Genomic DNA, 16,047 nt, shown 5'->3' with positions numbered 1-16,047 from the left:
AGATTTTGGCCAGGACAGCCTACAATGATCGGGTAACCCGCGAGCAATGGAGCTCATGGCAATGGGCGAGCGACTTCGATTGATCGCAGTGAAGATAGGGCGGTAGTGGTGCACATGGCAGGAAGGCAGTGGCGATGATGCGGAGGTGTCGATGAAACATCGTATTGCCGTCGTCGGTGGCGACGGGATCGGTCCAGAAGTCACAAACGAGGCGCTCAAGGTTGCGCGCGCCGCTGGGGCTCAGTTGGAGACCAAAGACTTCGACCTCGGGGCCGCCCACTACGAGCGCACGGGGGAGGTGCTCGACGACGCCACCTTGGCCGAACTCAGGAGTTTCGACGCCATCCTGCTCGGTGCCATCGGTCCGGCAATCGGTTCAACGACGGTTCCTTCGGGCATCCTCGAGCGTGGTCTGCTCCTCAAAATTCGTTTTGCGCTGGACCTCTACATCAACCAGCGTCCGTTTCTCACGCTCGACCCATCGATCACCACGACACACAAGCCGGTCGACATGATCGTGATCCGAGAGAACACCGAAGGTGCCTACGTTGGCGAAGGTGGTCTGCTCCGTCAAGGTACTCCCTTTGAGGTCGCCACCCAGGGGTCGGTGAACACCCGCAACGGCGTTGAACGTGCCGTGCGCTTCGCGTTCGAACTTGCCCAGTCCAGGCCCCGCAAGCTGCTCACGCTGGTTCATAAGACCAATGTATTGACCTACTCCGGTGACCTTTGGTATCGAACGTTTGCAGAGCTATCGGCGGAGTACCCAAACGTCATCACAAACTACAACCATGTCGATGCCGCCTGCATCTACTTCGTAGAGGATCCGGGGCGATATGACGTCATCGTGACCGACAATCTCTTCGGTGACATCCTTACCGACTTAGCAGCCGCCGTATCGCAAGGGATTGGCTACGCCGCCTCGGCAAACATCAACCCCGAGAGGCATGGCCCATCGCTGTTCGAACCAGTCCATGGAGCCGCTCACGACCGCGTGGGGACCGGCGAGGCCAATCCATACGCAGCGATTCGATCAGCGGCCATGATGTTAGATTTCCTAGGCGAGGCTGACGTAGCCAAGCGAATCGAGCAAGCACTTAGCGTCATGCCGCCGCCAGGGGCGAAGACAGCAGCGATAGGTGATTTCTATGGAGAAAGGGTAAGTAAATAATGCCAATACAACCGATGAAATACGTGTGGATGAATGGGTCACAAGTACCCTTTGAGGACGCCAAAGTGCATATCCTGACGCATGCCCTCCACTATGGTTACGGGGTCTTCGAAGGCATCCGAGCCTATGAAACACCCCGAGGATCAGCGGTGTTTCGCCTCACCGATCACATCAATCGCTTTTACGAGTCTGCAAAGATCCTCATGATGGAGATCCCGTATGCTCCTGCAGAGCTCATTGAAGCCACCAAGCGACTCGTCGCGGACAACGAGCATGCGTCGTGTTACATTCGACCAATCGCCTACTTGGGCTACGGGGAGATGGGGCTCAACCCACTCACTGGCACTACCGACGTCGCCATCGCCACCTGGCCATGGGGCGCCTATCTCGGTGAAGAGGGACTCGCGAAGGGAATCCGAGCCAAGATCTCCTCTTTTAAGCGCCATGATCCCAACATCATCCCACCAGCCGCCAAGACCACCGGTGGCTATATCAACTCCGCCCTCGCCAAGGCTGAAGCAATCAAGGCCGGTTATGACGAAGCGATCATGCTCTCGGGCCAGGGCTATGTCAGCGAGTGCACCGGGGAGAACATCTTCATCGTCAAAGATGATGTGCTCATCACACCATCAGATGCCTCAGGAGCGCTGGCCGGAATCACGCGTCGTACCATTACTGAGATCGCCAGCGACATGGGTATTGAGACACGTCAAGCCCAGCTCTTGCGCACCGACCTCTATCTCGCCGACGAGATGTTCATCACCGGCACCGCTGCAGAGGTCGTCCCGGTTGCCTCGGTCGATGACCGACCGATCGGAACTGGCGAACCTGGAAAGATCTCCAAAGAGCTCCAGCGCCGGTACTTCGAGATCGTGACCGGCAACGATCCGGCGTATGATCATTGGCTCGAATATACGAAAGGTTAACCTCTCTGCGCACGGTTGACATCTACGACACCACGCTACGAGACGGGTCACAACAGGAGGGAATCTCCCTTACCGTTGATGACAAGCTCCGGGTTGCCCGTCAACTCGACAGCCTCGGGGTGCACTACATTGAGGGCGGCTGGCCGGGTGCCAACCCCAAAGATGCCGCCTTCTTCGCGCGTGCAGCAACCGAGCTCAACTTGCATACCGCACGACTCGTTGCCTTTGGCTCGACTCGTCGGGCTAATGCCGACGTTGGAGGCGATCCAAACCTGCAAGCCCTGATCGAGAGCGGTGTCAACGATGTCTGCATCGTGGCCAAGGCCTGGGACTACCATGTGGTGCATGCACTAAGGACCTCACTCGAGGAGGCACTAGCAATGGTGCGCGAGTCGGTCGGCTTCCTTGTCCAACATGAGCGCAGGGTTCTCCTCGATGCCGAGCATTTTTTCGATGGCTTCAAAGACAACCCTGCCTTTGCCCTCGCTGTGCTCGAAGCCGGTGCCACGAGCGGTGCCACTACCGTCGTGCTTTGTGACACCAATGGAGGCACTCTGCCGACCGAGTTGGGGGCGATCCTCACCAAGGTCAGGGATCAAGTCGATATCGAGCTTGGCGTTCACTTTCATAACGACTCTGGGTGCGCCGTCGCCAACTCGCTGATCGCGGTCGACCATGGAGTTTCGCAGATCCAAGGATGCCTGAACGGTTACGGCGAGCGAACCGGCAACGCCAATCTCGTCCCCATCATCGCCGCACTCTCACTTAAGCAAGGCATCACCACGATTCCATCCGAAAATCTTGAGCTGCTCACCTCAACAGCCCGCCATATCGCCGAGATCACCAACCTGCCGGTCCCTCCGCAAACTCCCTATGTTGGGGCGTCAGCCTTTACTCACAAAGCTGGCCTCCATGTCAGCGCCATCGCCCGCCGCAGCGATGCCTACGAGCATGTAAACCCAAGCTTGGTTGGAAACCATACGCGCTTTGTCGTATCAGAGATGGCAGGTCGCCAGACGCTGATCATCAAGGCCGCAGAGCTTGGACTCGAGCTCACCGACGATGCAACCACATCGCTACTGCAACGGCTCAAGGATCTCGAGCATGAAGGGTACCATTTTGAGGTGGCCGATGGATCACTGGAGCTCTTGATGCGTCAAGCGCTCGGCTGGCAGCAGTCATTTTTCGCCGTCGAGTCCTATCGAGTTGCCACCGATGACTACCGCGGCGCCGAAATATTGACGGAAGCTACCGTCAAGATCCAGATCGCCAACGAACGAGTGATCGCGACCGCTGAGGGCAACGGTCCGGTGCACGCCCTCGACCAAGCACTGCGCCAAGCACTCCAGTCAACCTATCCACAGCTGACGTCCATGGGGCTCGACGACTACAAAGTACGGGTCCTCGATACCTCGCGAGGCACCGATGCCGTCGTGCGGGTACTCATCGACTTCTCCGATCCAGAGGCCCAGTGGACAACCACCGGCGTATCAACCAACATCATCGAGGCGTCGTTCTCCGCGCTTACCGAGGGCTTCGTGCTGGCGCTTTTGAAAACCAACCACACATGAAGGGAGAGGGTGATGAGTCAACCCGATATGGTCGAGCTCAACCAAGCAGAACAGGCACCGCGTTATTGGGCGGAACCGGTCAACCCCGTCGAGCTTGCGCTCGAGCGTCCGGCGGAGTTGACCGGTCGTCGGCTCACCGAGGGCCAGCTCAATGGCCGACCCGGTCCCGACCAGGGCTACGCGTTATCGCTCTATGCCGGCCTTGCTGACCGAATTCAGGCCTTAGGCAACGAGCAGCCCGCCGACATCGAGGCTGGCGTCGTCGCCTGTGCGATGGCACACGCCAGCAAGCTTGGCCGAGCGCCGATACGGGCCGATCTCGAACTCGTTCTCGAACACTTTGGCTACTTCGGCGGCGCAACCTCAGAACAGCTACGCATCCGCCAAGATCGCTTTCGAGGAGTCAGTCACAACTATCAGGCGCTACGCCGCATGGTCGCATTTACCGAGATGGAACTCACCCTCCAAGAATAACCCTTGGGCCCTTGCCCCAGGAGATGTAGTGCCACGTCCAGTTGATCATCACCGACGCCTTGTTCCGTGACCCCAGCAACGTGACGACGTGGAGGCCGAGCCAGGCAAGCCATGCAGGCGTACCACTAAGACAGATCCCGTGGCCCATCTCCGCGACAGCGGCGCGACGCCCGATCGTCGCCATGGTTCCCTTGTCTCGATACCGGAATGGATAGGTGGTCTCGCCGCGTGCGAGCGCCCCAATCTGCCGGGCTGCGTGGCGACCACCCTGAATCGCCGGCTGTGCCAGCTGGGGTAGCGCGTTGCCACTTGGATCTGAAGCGAGTGCGACATCGCCAACCGCGAAGATCGATTCAGAGCCAATGACTCTCAAATCCCCACCAACCATGAGCCGTCCTCCTCGGCCGGTAGGGAGACCCAGGCGCCCGATTACGGGCGGTACCGCCACTCCAGCAGCCCAGAGCACGAGTCCGTTCTGGATCTCGCGGCCGCTGTGCAACAAGATAACACCCGGCTCGAGCGCCTCCACGGTCTCCTCTAACAACACCGTCACCCCGCGCGTGCGCAACTCCCTGCGGGCATATTCCGAGAGGCGCTCGTCGAACGCCTCGAGGAGACGTGATTGCTGCTCGATCAGAATGACCTTTACATCATCTGGGTTGAGGCTGACGTAGTCGGTGTAGAGTGCACGGTGAGCAAGCTCTGCGATCGCACCGGCTAGCTCGACACCAGTGGCCCCTCCCCCAACCACGACGAAGGTGAGGGCACCATCACGCACGCCGTGCGCAACCGCCTGCTCGAACTGGTGAAAGACATGATTCCTGACGTCCAGTGCCTCATCAAGTGTGTAGATCGCATGCGAGTGCTCCCGAGCCCCCTGGATGCCAAAATAGTTGGCAGTAGCACCCACGCCAAGGACGAGATAGTCGTAATCCAACGTCCTGCCATCCTCGAGGACGATAAACTTTCGCTCCGCGTCGATCGACGCGAGTTCACCCTGTTCAAACTTTGTCCTGGCCATCGACCGAATCACGGTCCGGATCGGGAAGGCGATGTCTCCCGGATTCAGCCCAGCGGTTGCCACTTGATACAAGAGAGGCTGAAAAGTCGCGAAGTTATGCCGGTCCACCAGGGTCACTTCTACCGGGAGCTTCGCCAGCTCCTCGACTGCTGCGAGCCCGGCAAAACCGGCACCCACGACCACCACACGAGGGCGGCCATCCGGCGTTGACTGGCTACGGGTTACTGCTTTACGTTGTCGGATTCGTGTGGTTATCATGCTACCTCCTCATGCTTTGCAACGAGCATAGCTGGCCCCCGGACCGCCAGGGTTGGTCGTAACCGTCTCTTAATCTTGTGCTGGTCGCAACTCGAGTCGACGCGTCTGGGATGCAAGCCCGATCAGTGCCTCGGCATCGGTCACCATTACGACCGCCACACCGGCGGCAATCGCCTCCTTGATACGAACTACAACCTGAGGTGAAGGATCAAATGCAGGGGGCAGTGCGAGAACCCAAACCGGCAGCAAGCGCACCAGGAGCATCGCGAGCGAGAGTTGGAGCCGGCCCTCGCTGGTCAACTCCCGAGCTGGTGTATTTGCCCAGGCTGCAAGCCCCACCTCATCAAGCACATCTCGAAACGGCGGTACCTTCCCAAGACGCGGAGGTCCAATACGCACAGCGAGCGCCAGATGCTCCAACACCTTCAAGGACGAGATCGGTTCAAAGTCGGCGAATGCAATGGCGGAGACAGTTCGGGCCTCATGAGTGCCGGCCTTTGCGCCCACCATCCGAATCTGCGCTGCCGGTTCGAGGCCGAGAAAGGCTTTGGCGATGAGCTCAGCTGGAGCACCCACCAAGCGCGTCACGCTACCCTCGGCCAGCTTCCAGGTTCCAAGACGAAGGGTCTCTCCAGCAACAGGCATGGAGCCTTGCACCTCAAGCACGGTCTTAGGAGTCACGAATCTCCCCCCTCCACCAGCTCATCAATGAGATCCCAACGACACCCACCACGATCGAAAAACTGGTACCCGTGATGGTGTACTCAAAGAACAGCCCGTGGGCGCCAAAGGCGTTATTGAGTTGCACTAGCGGTGCCAGGGCACACCCCGCAAGGCCAACGACGAGGACACTCGTGATCCAGCGAGACATTGCCAGCGATCGATCACTCACAATCACCCGAAGCGCCACGCCAGCTCCGACGAATCCGACCCCACAGCCCAGGGCGATCACCGCTGCCGTGGCGAACCCAGCAAGAAAACTCACTCGCCATGCGATCAGGATCGCCACCCCTAGAAGCACGAACGCGGCCAGCACCGGCACCACCGAAACGCGGCGTCCATAGGATCCACGCGTCCGTGGCAAGACCCCAAGAATCCCTTCGGTACTCACCAATGGCGTTATGATCGACGTCAGCTCCCAACCCAGCCAACTGCCCAAAGCTGCCACCAACGGTCCGAGGAACAACAGGCCCTCCGAGAGTCCAATCCCCAACGGAATGATGGTCACCGCACCGAGTGCGATCCGAAGCCAAGTGCGCCGATCCGCGCGCAGCACGCTCGTCGCCCCCAACGTCAATCCCGGATACCGGAGCAACGATGTTAGCATGAACGATCGATCGAGAAAACGGCCGTCAGGCCGCTTGGCTCTACCCCTCGTCGGGACCCATCGGGTCACAAGCAACAAGGCGATGCCAACGATCGCCACGATAATGGAGGCCACCAGGGCATGAGCACCCACGACCAGTCCGGAGACATCGCGCTGTAGCCCAATCCCCGAACCCGTCGCGATCAGGACGATCCATGCCAGCGTCACCACCCCGAGCGCCACATCGACGATAACCGCGATCGCGCCCATTCGGTTGAAGGCAACCAAGCCCGCCCCAACTCCGAGGCCGCCCAGGAGCCACGGACCAACGCCCGTGTGAATGAGATCCTGGTGACGCAGGGCATACCAAGCGACAGCCGCATAGACGACCGTGATACCCCCGACGAGCAGCGCCACGCTCTTTGACCATCGCGACCCCGCACTAAAGGCGACTCCAGCGAGGACGAAGGCGCACAAGCCGCCTCCAAGAGCCGCGATGGGGAGGGAGTAGACGACCCGGTCGAGGTCGCGGTCGAGGACGGCGACAAAAACCACCAGAGCGACGACCCCCCACAACGCCGGCTTGCGCCAGTCGCGCACGACGCTAGCCTCCGGAGACCTCGGTGATCTTCGACTTCGTCGACAAAAATGGCATCATCGCTCGCAGCGTCGCACCCACCTGCTCCACCGGTTGACCCTTGGCCCGTTCCCGAAGTTGATTGAAACGGGGCCGGCCGGTCGCCATCTCGTCAATGAGTTCGCGTGCGAAGCTACCATCTTGGATCTCGGCAAGAATTTGCCGCATCTCTGCCCGGGTGGCTTCGGTGACCACACGTGGACCTCGGGTGAGTCCGCCATATTCTGCAGTCTCCGAGACCGAAAACCACATCCCAGCGAGCCCGTTCTCGTAGAGGAGGTCGACGATCAACTTCATCTCATGCAAGCACTCAAAATACGCCGACTCAGGCTGATAGCCAGCCTCGACCAATGTGGTAAAGCCAGCGATGATCAGCTCGCTCAGACCTCCGCAGAGAACCACCTGTTCTCCGAAGAGATCGGTCTCCGTCTCCTCAGCAAAAGTGGTATCCAAGACACCGGCCTTGGTCGAACCAATGCCCCAGGCATACGAGAGCGCAAGCTGATGACCAGTACCTTGGGGGTCGTTGGCCACTGCGATCAAGGATGGGACCCCACCGCCCTCCTCGTAGGTTCGGCGAACGAGATGTCCAGGACCCTTCGGGGCCACCATGATCACCGTCACATCCTCGGGTGGGACGATTTCTTGGTAGCGAATGTTAAACCCATGAGCGAAACCCAAGGTCTGACCCGGGCGAAGATGGGGAGCAACCTCGTCGTCATAGATCTGCTTTTGCACCGTGTCAGGAGCGAGAAACATGATCAGGTCCGCCCAGGCCACCGCCTCAGGCACCGACAAAACCTCGAGTCCGCTCGCCCAGGCCTTCTGTCCTGAGGCCGAGCCAGGCCGAAGTGCAACCCGCACCTGGACACCCGAATCGGAGAGGTTGAGTGCATGGGCATGCCCCTGTGAACCATAGCCGATGATAGCGACACGAGTGTTGCTAATGATCGATGAGTCAGCGTCCTTATCGTAATACATGTGAGCCATTTATGAAATTCATCCCTTCTTCGGTCTTCGCGTTGGTTTTGGCAGCTTGCTCAGTGCAATCCTACCGGTTCGTTGCAGCTCGATCAGGCCGAATTCGGCCAGGAAGGCTTCAACATCATCGAGCTTCTCTGGCGAGAGTGCGAACACGACGGTCAGCCGATCAAGCGAAACGTCGATAATCTCACCATGAAAGATCTCGACGAGCTCCATCACCTTTGCGCGTGCACCGGCCTCGGCGTTGATGGTTGCGAGCATGCACTCATACTCCAAGGCATCCGCTGGATCGATCTCGGTGATCTTGATCACATTGATCAACTTATGCAGCTGCTTGGTGATCTGCTCGAGTGGAACGGTCTCCACGTCCACGACGATCGTCAACCGCGAGAAGCGCTCGTCGTCCGTCGGGGCCACCGCCAACGAATAGATGTTATAGCCACGACGAGAGAACAGCAGCGAGACGCGGGCCAACACGCCGGCTCGATTCTCCACCAAGACGCTCAAGATATGATGACGCCCACCGGTGTGAGGGCGGATCGAGCCAATCGGCACGAGATTGGAGGAACGTTCGGCCATCATCGCCCCTTGAGCTGATGGGGCGGCAACACAATGTCATCGTTGGGCGCCCCAGCCGGCACCATTGGGTACACCTTCTCGAAGGTGTCCACCCGAAAATCAATGACTACCGGTCGATCATCGATCTGGTTGGCCTTTTCAATCACCGGATCGACATCACTGACCTGATCGACTCGAAAGCCCACCGCACCCATCGCCTCTGCCCATTTAACGTAATCGGGCAGGTCCGGCGAGAGGAACACCTCCGAATAGCGCTCCTCGTAGAACATCTCTTGCCACTGGCGGACCATGCCAAGGTAACCATTGTTGAGAATGGCAACCTTGATCGGGATACGCTCTGCAGTGGCAGTCACGAGCTCTTGGGCAGTCATCTGGAAGCAACCATCGCCATCGATAGCCCATACCGTACTCCGTGGACGACCAGCCTTGGCGCCGATCGCCGCCGGGACCGCGAAACCCATGGTGCCCAGCCCGCCTGAGTTGATCCAGGTGTTTGGGGACTCGAAGCGAAAGTATTGGGATGCCCACATCTGATGTTGACCAACCCCTGAAACGGCGATCGTATCCGGAGGTGCAAGCGCCGAAAGACGCTCTACCACGTATTGCGGCTTGATCGGGGCTCCAGGCAACGGCGGCTCATACGAGTATGGATACTGCTCGCGCCAAGCGTCGAGCTGGGCCAACCACCCTGAGAGGTCACGACCTTGGGCCGGTAGATGCCGAACGATCTCGGGAATCACGGACTTGACATCACCCACGATCGGCACATCGGGTCGACGGACCTTGCCTAACTCGGCGGGGTCGATATCGACATGGATGATCCGCGCCTTGGCAGCGAAGGCATCGACCTTCCCCGTCACCCGATCATCGAACCTCGCCCCAAGGGCAATCACCAAATCCGATTGCTGGAGCGCGGTCACGGCAGTGAAGTTCCCATGCATGCCTGGCATCCCCAAGCAGAGCGGGTTCGAGTCGGGCAGCACCCCGCGAGCCATGAGGGTCGTGACCACGGGAATGCCCGTCCGCTCGACAAGCGCGCCAAGCTCTGGCGCGGCACCGGCGCGGATGAGCCCCCCTCCTGCGTAGATGACCGGTCGCGACGCGCTCGCGATCATAGCTGCTGCCTGCTCGATCATCTTGGGATGGCCCTTGACGGTCGGCTGATATCCGGGGAGATCGAGTCGACGTGGCCAGTACCACTCCATCGTGTCGTTGGCGACATCCTTTGGAAAATCGACCACGACCGGCCCCGGCCGTCCCGTCGTTGCGACGTGGAACGCCTCCGCGATCACGCGAGGGATATCTCGAGCCTGGGTGATCAACCAGTTGTGTTTGGTCACCGACATGGTGATACCGGTCGTATCGGTCTCTTGAAAGGCGTCAGTCCCGATCGACGTCGTTGCGACCTGCCCGGTGATCACCACGATGGGGATGGAGTCCACATACGCGTCCGCCACCGCTGTCACGATGTTGGTCGCCGCTGGTCCGCTCGTGACGATCGCAACCCCAGGCCGTCCGGTCGCTTGCGCAAAGCCTTCGGCGGCGTGACCCGCACCCTGCTCATGACGGACAAGGATATGACGGATTGGGGATTCGAGCAGCGGGTCATACACCGGTAGAATCGCTCCACCAGGGAGACCAAAAACCGTCTCGACTCCCTGCATCTCCAGGGACTTGATCAGCGCTTGCGCTCCCGTCAATCTCATCATCGCCTCCTTCATCGTCAACGATGCGCCTGTGGCTTCTTCTAGGGATCACCATCTCTCATATGCGTAGATACGAAAAGACCTCCCGGTATGGGAGGTCTTGGGCACGACGCAACGAAGAGCCGTGCCCTAACGAAGGAGTACCACCAGCGCGCGTCGAATGATCATGGGTGCCAGCATAGCCAGCACGCGGCGCTATCCGCCAGTTACGGCACCGATTTCTGCTCCTTTCACGAGCAACGCATACTTGCCCAATGCCCCTTCGGTGTATCGGGGTGGGGCAGACACAAAGGTCTCTCGACGCTTCGAGAGCTCCTCGTCGTCGACAAGGAGTTCGATCGAATGGGTCGGCACATCGATGACGATACGATCCCCATCACGCACGAGGCCGATCGGTCCCCCGTCAGCCGCCTCTGGGGCGACATGCCCAATGCAAAACCCATGGGTTCCCCCGGAGAAGCGTCCATCGGTGATGAGCGCCGCGTCATGGCCCCGTCCAGCACCCTTCATCGCGCCGGTCACTGCCAGCATCTCACGCATCCCTGGACCGCCCTTGGGTCCTTCGTAACGGATAATCACCACATCACCGGCCTCGATGGTGCCGGCGAAAATCGCATCGAGTGCCGCCTCTTCCCGATCGAAGACGCGAGCCTTGCCATCAAAGTGCTCTTGGTCGAGACCGGCAACCTTCACGACCGAGCCCGCCGGCGCCAACGACCCCCTCAGAATAGCGATACCTCCAACCGCGTGCAGCGGCTGATCGAGGTGATGCACCACCTCCCCATCGGGTCGTGGCGGATCGTAGATGGCGAGCTCCTCAGCCATAGTCCGTCCAGTAACCGTGAGGCAGTCACCGTGCAAAAGTCCCGCCTCAAGTAGCTCGCCGAGAACGACTGGAATGCCGCCGATGCGATCGAGATCGGTCATGTGATACTTACCATGTGGCTTCGTATCAGCCAGGTGAGGCACCCGCGCAGCGACACGGTTAAAGTCATCGAGGGTTAACTCCACCTTGGCCTCGTAGGCGATCGCGAGCAGGTGGAGAACAGCATTGGTCGACCCCCCGAGGGCCATGACGGCGGCGATGGCATTTTCGAACGCCTCCTTGGTCAGGATCTGTCGTGGCCTAATGTCTTGGGCTAAGAGGTTCATCACTGTTCGACCGGCATCGAACGCGATATCCTCGCGACGTCGATCGACCGCCGGCGCCGAGGCTGAGCCGATTTGGGCCAGCCCGAGTGCTTCCGCCACGGAAGCCATGGTATTCGCCGTATACATGCCGGCACATGAACCCTTGGTCGGGCAGGCATTACGTTCGATATCCAGTAGACGCTGGTCGTCAATGGTTCCAGCTCCATGGGCCCCGACCGCTTCGAAGACACTCACAAGATCGAGCGTCTCCCCATGTAGGCGCCCCGGGAGGATGGTCCCTCCATAGACAAACACCGACGGAAGGTTGAGGCGAGCAGCGGCCATCATCATCCCCGGCAGCGACTTGTCACAGCCGGCGAGGGTTACCATAGCGTCGAATCGTTCGGCGTGCATCATGAGCTCCACCGAGTCGGCGATGACCTCGCGAGACACCAGTGAAGAGTGCATACCTTCATGCCCCATGGAGATGCCATCCGAGACGGCGATGGTGCCAAACTCCAAGGGAACCCCGCCAGCCGCGCGCACGCCGGCTTTGGCACGTTGTGCCAGATCTGAAAGTACGAGATTGCATGGGGTCACCTCGTTCCACGATGATGCGATGCCAATCTGTGGTTTGGCAAAGTCCTCGTCGTTGAGTCCGACCGCTCGCAACATCGCTCGCGCCGGAGCGCGGCGCACCCCCTCGGTAACCTCTTGACTTCGAATCCTGATTGATCGTGTCTCGCTCATGCCACCCTCTCCCCGCAATACCGCATTCGTTGATTGCCCAATTACCGCTGTTTGATTGCCGCTGTTGGCCTCGTTGCCTCGCGTCAACACTCAGTACAACGCCTCGATCATCCTCTTCTGAATTGACGCTGGTCAGCCGTCGCACTAGTGTCACTGTAGCCTTACTCACAAGCTTCCCTGGCCACTCAGCCCTGCACCCAAGCTCATACCCATCGATACGACGCTGCGCTCATCGGTTTGAGCACTGGCTGGCAACGCGAGGCCTGAGCGTCCTCAAGATTCGTCGCTGTGCGCCTCTTCACGCAAGGCGACTAGCGCATTGCGAGCGTCTGCCCCCGAAATCTGTCGTCCGTGTTGACGCATCACCTGGCCGAGCAAAAACCCAGCAACCTTCTCATCACCGTCACAATAACGAGCCCATTCTTCGGGGCAAGAGTTGACGACCTCAGCAACCATTGCTTGAATAGCCAGGGCATCGTTGGCGGTGAATCCAAGCTTGACGACGAGGTCACCGATCGGCTTTGCGTCGTCATTGGCCTCCCGGAGCAGGATCTTGACCTGCGATGCCCCGAGGGTCCCCTGATCTTCAAGGCCAAGAATCTCGACAAAGCGCTCCGGGCTCAACGCATCGATCTCGGCCAACAACGCGGTGAGCTCGTTGGCACAACGGGCAACCGCTCGGCTCGGCGTGATGCCAGCATCAAGGGCCGCCCGAAGGTAGGGCCAACACGCATCGGCGATCACCGTTTCACGAAGGTCACTTCGAAGGTCGGGAACCAACGCGTACAGTTGCGCGCGCCGAGCGCTCAACAGCTCGGGCAGCTGTGACCTGCGCTCCTCGATCAGTGATGGATCCGGTGCAACCGGGGGGAGATCAGGCTCGGGAAAGTAACGATAGTCGTTCGCCTCCTCCTTGATGCGTAAGGCTCCGGTCACCGAGCGAGCCTCGTCCCAAAACCGCGTCTGCTGCAGCATCGTCTCGCCATCTTCGTAGAGCTGCACCTGCCGCCGCCCCTCGTACTCCAACGCACGCGTCAGTGAACGGAGAGAGTTGAGGTTCTTGATCTCAACCCGAGTTCTGAAGGTGGTCTCGCCGATGGGGCGCACCGACACGTTGGCATCGACACGCAAGGAACCCTCCTCCATTCGTCCGTCGCTGGCGCCGACGGCGACAAGAATGGATCTCAGCTCGCCGACGTACTCCTTCGCCTCCTCAGGGTCACGGATATCAGGGGCGGAGACGATCTCGAGGAGTGGAACGCCCGAACGGTTGTAGTCGATGAGCGAATACTCAGCGGACTCGATCCGTCCATGTCCCCCTCGATGCACCAGCTTGCCAGTGTCCTCCTCGAGATGGGCGCGCTCGATACCGATCACCGCGCCTGATGGCAGCTCGAGCCGACCGTGAGCGTTGATTGGCACGTCATACTGGGAGATCTGAAAATCCTTGGGCATGTCAGGGTAGAAGTAGTTCTTGCGATGGAACTGACTCCGCTGGATCGTCGCATCGAGTGCGAGTCCGACGCGGATCGCAAAGTCGACCGCTTGGGCGTTCATGACCGGAAGGCTCCCTGGAAGCCCTAAACACACTGGGCAAATCGAGGTGTTTGGCTCCTCCCCAAAAGCATTCGGACAGCCACAAAAAAGCTTGGTCACCGTCTTGAGTTCCGTGTGGACCTCAAGACCAATCACGTACTCCCAACCTTTGGCTGGTCCGGCGATAGTTCGTGAACTCAACGCAGTCCCTCCTCGATCACAGAGGCCGCCCGGAACAACAACGGCTCCGACAGCGCAGGGCCAAGCAGCTGCACTCCAATGGGCAACCCATCATCATCGGTCCTCGCCGGGACCGAGATCGCAGGATCGCCCGAAAGGTTGGACGGTATGGTGCACACGTCCGAACGATACATTTCAACGGGATCATCCGAGCGTTCACCGATGCGAAAAGCCGTCGTCGGCGACGTCGGCGCAATCAGCAAATCAAAGGAGGTATATGCACGAGAAAACGCCGCGCGCACCAGGGTTCGAACCCGTTGGGCCGTGACGTAGAAGGCGTCGTAATACCCAGCTGAGAGCGCATAGGTACCGAGCATGATACGTCGCTTCACCTCGGGCCCGAAACCCTTTGTCCGCGTCGCAATCATCATCTCCTCCACCGTCGCTCCGGGCTCGCGCAGCCCATAACGCACTCCGTCATAACGCGCTAGATTCGACGAAGCCTCCGCTGGGGCCACGACATAATAGGCTGCAAGCCCGAACTCGAGCTCCTCGAGGGTGACCTCATCGACCGTAGCACCCGCCTTGACCAGTGTCGCGATCGCATCATTGACGCCAGTTTTCACCTGGGGGCTCGCGGTGGCCAAGAGGTTCGTGACAAGACCAACGCGCAGACCCTGGACACCTGCGCCGAGCACATCCACCAGTCGTGGCGACCCCTCCTGCAACGAAGTCGCGTCCCGTGGATCATGGCCCATAATACATTCAGCCACGATGGCTGCATCCTCGACCGTTCCAGCGAGGGGGCCGATCTGATCGAGCGAGGAAGCGAACGCCAAAAGACCGTAGCGCGAGACTCGTCCATAGGTCGGTTTGAAACCCACAACGCCAGTGAGCGCTGCTGGCTGACGAATCGAACCACCGGTGTCTGAGCCGAGCGCAACGAGGGCCATCCTGCTCGCTACGGCAGCGGCTGATCCTCCCGAGGAGCCGCCCGGAACCCGCTCAAGGTCATAGGGGTTGTGTGTAATCTTGTAGGCAGAGTTCTCAGTTGACGAGCCCATTGCAAACTCATCAAGGTTGGTTTTACCAAGCATGATGCCGTCATCTCGACGCAAGCGCTCGACGACAGTGGCGTCATAGGGAGGCACCCACCCCTCTAGGATCTTGGAGGCCGCCGTGGTCGGGAGGGCCATGGTGCAAAGATTGTCTTTGAGCGCAATTGGCACACCCGCAAGGCGTCCAAGCTTTTCACCACGCGCCCTGCGCCCATCTTGTTGACGTGCAACCTCTTTGGCGCTCTCAAGATCCAACGCCAGAAAGGCCCCAACCTCCGGCTCTTGAATTGCTATCTGCTCCTCATAGGCTCCGAGGACCTCGACAGTGGAAACCTGCCGGTCATCGAGGCGACGCTGCAGCTCAGCGATCCCCCAGTCCAATATCTCATCGTTCACGGCGCCTCCAGAATCCGAGGGACTCGAAAGTACTCATCCTCGGCGCTGGGAGCGGTATCGAGAACCGAGGCCCGCTCAAGACCAGGTGCAACACGATCTTCGCGCAACAAGTTCACCGTCTCCAACGGGTGATCCATCGGCGGATAACCCGAGAGGTCTTCGGCATTCATAACCGCAATCACCTCAAGAATCCGCGACAACGACCCTTGATATGCTTCGATTTCGTTGTCGCTGAGCCTGAGACGAGCGAGGTGTGCAATGTGGGCAACATCCGCTTGATCGATCCGATATGTCATGCTCCAGAGCCTAGACCTCGCGTCAAGGATCCCTGCCCCGAGGAGCTATCCAGCCACGATGGCGGTC

14 protein-coding genes are annotated in these 16,047 nt (G+C 59.7%); 4 read left to right on the top strand and 10 right to left on the bottom strand.

What is annotated here, in order from left to right; translation table 11 throughout:
* The first annotated feature begins 151 nt into the window (after positions 1 to 151).
* Genes MP439_01530 through MP439_01515 form a run of 4 tightly spaced genes read left to right on the top strand, consistent with a single transcriptional unit; the run spans position 152 to position 4,142 of the window.
* Positions 152 to 1,171 carry a 3-isopropylmalate dehydrogenase gene (locus tag MP439_01530; GenBank protein ID MCI2974746.1) on the top strand — a complete coding sequence of 340 codons (1,020 nt, stop codon included), beginning with the start codon at positions 152 to 154 and terminating at the stop codon, positions 1,169 to 1,171.
* On the top strand, positions 1,171 to 2,097 hold the full coding sequence (locus tag MP439_01525) for a branched-chain amino acid transaminase (protein MCI2974745.1): 927 nt from the start codon (positions 1,171 to 1,173) through the stop codon (positions 2,095 to 2,097). Before MP439_01530 ends, MP439_01525 begins: the two co-directional genes overlap by 1 nt.
* Positions 2,073 to 3,668, top strand: coding sequence for a citramalate synthase (cimA, locus tag MP439_01520; GenBank protein ID MCI2974744.1), 1,596 nt, complete (start codon positions 2,073 to 2,075; stop codon positions 3,666 to 3,668). Before MP439_01525 ends, cimA begins: the two co-directional genes overlap by 25 nt.
* A gap of 12 nt (positions 3,669 to 3,680) precedes the next feature.
* Positions 3,681 to 4,142, top strand: a complete 462-nt coding sequence (locus tag MP439_01515) for a hypothetical protein (protein MCI2974743.1) — start codon at positions 3,681 to 3,683, stop codon at positions 4,140 to 4,142.
* On the opposite strand, the gene MP439_01510 is transcribed toward MP439_01515, so the two are convergent.
* The 10 genes from MP439_01510 to gatC form a co-directional block, all read right to left on the bottom strand.
* A complete protein-coding gene (locus tag MP439_01510; protein MCI2974742.1) occupies positions 4,126 to 5,421 on the bottom strand; it encodes an NAD(P)/FAD-dependent oxidoreductase in 1,296 nt (431 codons plus the stop codon). The genes MP439_01515 and MP439_01510 overlap by 17 nt on opposite strands.
* 69 nt (positions 5,422 to 5,490) lie before the next feature.
* Entirely contained in the window at positions 5,491 to 6,102 is a 612-nt protein-coding gene (locus MP439_01505; GenBank protein MCI2974741.1) for a hypothetical protein, read from the bottom strand.
* Positions 6,092 to 7,327: a hypothetical protein gene (locus MP439_01500; protein ID MCI2974740.1), complete on the bottom strand. Its 1,236-nt coding sequence runs from the start codon at positions 7,325 to 7,327 to the stop codon at positions 6,092 to 6,094. Before MP439_01500 ends, MP439_01505 begins: the two co-directional genes overlap by 11 nt.
* A gap of 4 nt (positions 7,328 to 7,331) precedes the next feature.
* Positions 7,332 to 8,354: a ketol-acid reductoisomerase gene (gene ilvC, locus MP439_01495; protein ID MCI2974739.1), complete on the bottom strand. Its 1,023-nt coding sequence runs from the start codon at positions 8,352 to 8,354 to the stop codon at positions 7,332 to 7,334.
* Between the two features lie 9 nt (positions 8,355 to 8,363).
* Positions 8,364 to 8,927, bottom strand: a complete 564-nt coding sequence (gene ilvN, locus MP439_01490; protein MCI2974738.1) for an acetolactate synthase small subunit — start codon at positions 8,925 to 8,927, stop codon at positions 8,364 to 8,366.
* Complete coding sequence (locus MP439_01485; protein ID MCI2974737.1) at positions 8,927 to 10,633, bottom strand: acetolactate synthase large subunit; 1,707 nt, start codon at positions 10,631 to 10,633, stop codon at positions 8,927 to 8,929. The genes ilvN and MP439_01485 overlap by 1 nt, the downstream gene beginning before the upstream one ends.
* A 195-nt stretch (positions 10,634 to 10,828) precedes the next feature.
* A complete protein-coding gene (ilvD, locus tag MP439_01480; GenBank protein MCI2974736.1) occupies positions 10,829 to 12,514 on the bottom strand; it encodes a dihydroxy-acid dehydratase in 1,686 nt (561 codons plus the stop codon).
* A 273-nt stretch (positions 12,515 to 12,787) separates the two neighbouring features.
* Positions 12,788 to 14,251 carry an Asp-tRNA(Asn)/Glu-tRNA(Gln) amidotransferase subunit GatB gene (gene gatB / locus MP439_01475; GenBank protein MCI2974735.1) on the bottom strand — a complete coding sequence of 488 codons (1,464 nt, stop codon included), beginning with the start codon at positions 14,249 to 14,251 and terminating at the stop codon, positions 12,788 to 12,790.
* A complete protein-coding gene (gene gatA / locus MP439_01470; protein MCI2974734.1) occupies positions 14,248 to 15,684 on the bottom strand; it encodes an Asp-tRNA(Asn)/Glu-tRNA(Gln) amidotransferase subunit GatA in 1,437 nt (478 codons plus the stop codon). Before gatA ends, gatB begins: the two co-directional genes overlap by 4 nt.
* Positions 15,681 to 15,980: an Asp-tRNA(Asn)/Glu-tRNA(Gln) amidotransferase subunit GatC gene (gene gatC, locus MP439_01465; protein MCI2974733.1), complete on the bottom strand. Its 300-nt coding sequence runs from the start codon at positions 15,978 to 15,980 to the stop codon at positions 15,681 to 15,683. The genes gatA and gatC overlap by 4 nt, the downstream gene beginning before the upstream one ends.
* Positions 15,981 to 16,047: the final 67 nt, after the last annotated feature.

This window comes from Ferrimicrobium sp. (assembly GCA_022690815.1).
GTDB lineage: Bacteria > Actinomycetota > Acidimicrobiia > Acidimicrobiales > Acidimicrobiaceae > Ferrimicrobium.
Note: the sequence above shows the minus strand (reverse complement) of the source record. Positions and strands in the feature narration are given on the sequence as shown.